Below are 2872 nucleotides of genomic sequence, written 5' to 3'. Positions count from 1 at the left end.
GCCCCGTGGCCGCCGGCCGGCCCAGCCGGGCGCCCACGCCGCCCGGTGCGGGTCAGCGGGTCAGGCGCCACGGTCCCTTCGCCGCGGAGACCAGTTCGCCGACGGTCGCCAGCTTGACGCGGGGGCAGGGTGCGTGCAGCCCGGGCCTCCCGGCCGTGGCGCCCCGGCGGGGACACGGTGCGTGCCGCGCCGCGGGGGCGGGTGCCGCCCGTTCGGGGGCCCCGGCGAGGCGTCACTCCTCCTCGGTGGCCTCTGACTCCTCGTCGCCCTGGTCGCGGACGCGCTTGCCGACGATGGCCGCCGCGGCCACCGCGCTCGCGACGAAGGCGGCGGCGAGGACCCAGGGCTGGTCGAAGCGGTGCGAGGTCGCGTGGTCGAGGGAGTAGCGGCCGGGGCCGACGAGGCCGACGCCTGCGGCCGTGAAGCCGAGGTACGCCGGGTACTCGAAGCCGCCCGACTGGGCGAAGAACCCCGCGGGCGCGTGCACGGACACCGCGCCCGCCATGTTCCCGGCCGCCGCCGCGCCCGCCAGGGGCGTCGCGAGCCCGAGCATGAGCAGGACGCCGGAACCGGTCTCGGCGAGACCGGCGGCGAGCGCGCTCTGCTTGGGCGGGTGGAACCCCATCGCCTCCATCCCCTTGGTGGTGCCCTCCAGGCCCCCTCCGCCGAACCAGCCGAAGAGCTTCTGCGTGCCGTGGGCGGCGAGCACCGCGCCGGTGCCGACCCGCAGGGCGAGCAGGCCGATGTCGCGTCGGAGGATGGTCGTCATGGGTGCTCCCGGGGGGCGGGCGGTGGTCGGATGACGTCATCCACTGTCGACCGCCGCGCGGTCGCACCCGCTGCGTTACTGGGCCGAACGAGGTGAAACGCCCGTGTGGCGGCCCCACCGCGCGGCCCCCGCCGGACCGGGCGGCCGTCTTCGCCGCCCCGGACGCCCGACGGCGCCTGCGGGAGCCGTTCCGCCGCGTCACCGGCCGCCGGATCCCGGAGCGGGCGGTGCGGACCCTCGCCAGGACCCAGCCGTCCACACCGTGGTGCGCGCCGTCCGGCCCGCGCCGGAGAAGGAGTTGCTCGTCTTGCTCACGCACACGTCCGCGGAGCGGCAGAAGGCCGCCGAACCCGGGCTGCCGCTGCCCGAGCGCGGCAAGTGGGTCGGTGTGCGGGGCCGTTCCGAGCACGGGGGGGTGAACGTGCCGGGACTCCTCCCGCCGGCCCACCGGCAGGTGCGCCCCGGGCCCGCCGCGACGTGGCACGACGGGCGTCCCGTCGGGCCGGGTCCGGGTGTCCCCCGGTGCGGCTCGGTCTCTCGGGCGACGTCGGTCCTCGTGCGGCGGCGGCTCATCGGGGCGTGGCGTGGGCGAGGTGGGCCGCGGCGTAGGAACGCCAGGGGCGCCAGCGTTCCGGCGCCGCGGCCGGCGGGACCGCCCCCTCGCCGGGCAACAGGACGTCGGGGTCGCCGAGGGCGTGGCGGCGGATGAGGGCGGCCTTCGCGGCGCCGATGCCGGGCAGGGCGGACAGGCGGCGCTCGGTGTCCCCGCGGTCGGCACCGGGGTCCAGGCGGATGTCGCCGACGACGAGCGCGGTGGCGAGCGCGCGCACGGCGGGCGGGCCCGCCTCGGTCAGGCGGGCCGCGTCCGGGAAGAGGCGGGCCGGGCCGGTGCCGCGGCCCGGCAGGTCCTCGCCGTGGACGGCGGCCAGCTCCGCGGCGTGTGCGCCGGCCGCGATGCGCAGGGCGGTCTCGTGCGGGTCCGCCGTACCGGGCACCCGGAGCCCCGGACGGGCCGCGACGAGCGGCGCGAGGAGCGGGTCGGATCCGAGGCGCTCGGCGACCGCGACCGGGTCGGCGTCGAGGTCGAGCAGGCGGCGCATCCGCTGGGTCGCGGTGGTGAGGTCGCGCAGGTCGGTCAGGTGGAGCCGGCAGTCCAGCCAGCTGCCGCCGGGCCGTTCGTGGACCTCGGCCACGGCGGGACCGGCGGGCAGGGCGAGGGTGCGGCGGTAGACGCGCCTGCCCGGAGGGCCGGTGACCTCCTCCACCCCCGGCAGCGCGCCGGCGGCCAGCAGGTCGAACATCGCGGTGTGCGCGTACGGGCCCCGGTGGGCGAGACGCAGCGGCACACCGGCGGCGCCGTCGTGGGCACCGGGGCGGCCGCCGCGCGAGGAGCGCAGTTCGCTGGGGGTGGCGGCGTAGATCTCCCGGATGGTGTCGTTGAACTGCCGCACGCTGGCGAACCCGGAGGCGAAGGCGATCTCCGCCGCCTGGAGCGTGGTCGTCTGGAGCAGGATCCTTGCGGTGTGGCCGCGCTGGGCGCGGGCGAGGGCGATCGGGCCGGCACCGAGTTCGGCGTTGAGCTGACGCTGGATCTGGCGGGCGCTGTAGCCGAGCCGGGTGGCGAGACCGGACACGCCCTCGCGGTCGACCACGCCGTCCCCGATCAGCCGCATGGCGCGGCCCACGACGTCCGCGCGGACGTTCCACTCCGCGGAGCCCGGCACGGCGTCCGGCCGGCAGCGCCGGCAGGCCCGGTACCCGGCGCCCTGCGCGGCCGCCGCGGTGCGGTAGAAGGTCACGTTGCGGCGCTTGGGTGTGACGGCGGGACAGCTCGGCCGGCAGTAGATCCCGGTGGTGGAGACGGCGAAGAAGAACACGCCGTCGAACCGGGCGTCCCGGCTGGTCACGGCCTCGTACCGGCTGTCCTCGACTCGGGTGTCCTCGACGGTCATACGCCCAGTATGCGAGCGGCGGACCGCCGCGGCTGGCGGGATTCGGACACCACGGCCGCAGGCGCGACGGGGCGCGTCCCGGCTGGTCACGGCCTCGTACCGGCTGTCCTCGACTCGGGTGTCCTCGACGGTCATACGCCCAGTATGCGAG

General features: G+C 77.6%; 2 protein-coding genes. Both read right to left on the bottom strand.

The window, feature by feature from the left end; genetic code table 11:
* Positions 1–232: 232 nt before the first annotated feature.
* The gene (locus tag EAO77_RS35170; RefSeq protein ID WP_147992388.1) at positions 233–769 is read right to left on the bottom strand and encodes a DoxX family protein; all 537 of its coding nucleotides are present in this window, start codon (positions 767–769) and stop codon (positions 233–235) included.
* A 569-nt stretch (positions 770–1338) separates the two neighbouring features.
* On the bottom strand, positions 1339–2721 hold the full coding sequence (locus EAO77_RS35165; RefSeq protein WP_147992387.1) for a bifunctional transcriptional activator/DNA repair enzyme AdaA: 1383 nt from the start codon (positions 2719–2721) through the stop codon (positions 1339–1341).
* Positions 2722–2872 lie beyond the last annotated feature (151 nt).

It is taken from the genome of Streptomyces sp. T39, assembly GCF_008042045.1.
Taxonomy (GTDB): Bacteria; Actinomycetota; Actinomycetes; order Streptomycetales; family Streptomycetaceae; genus Streptomyces.
This window is presented reverse-complemented; position numbering and strand designations above follow the sequence as displayed.

Bases quoted from the DNA above. Each gene is read 5' to 3' on its own strand.
- EAO77_RS35170 (WP_147992388.1), bottom strand. From the start codon at position 769: ATGACGACCATCCTCCGACGCGACATCGGCCTGCTCGCCCTGCGGGTC.
- EAO77_RS35165 (WP_147992387.1), bottom strand. From the start codon at position 2,721: ATGACCGTCGAGGACACCCGAGTCGAGGACAGCCGGTACGAGGCCGTG.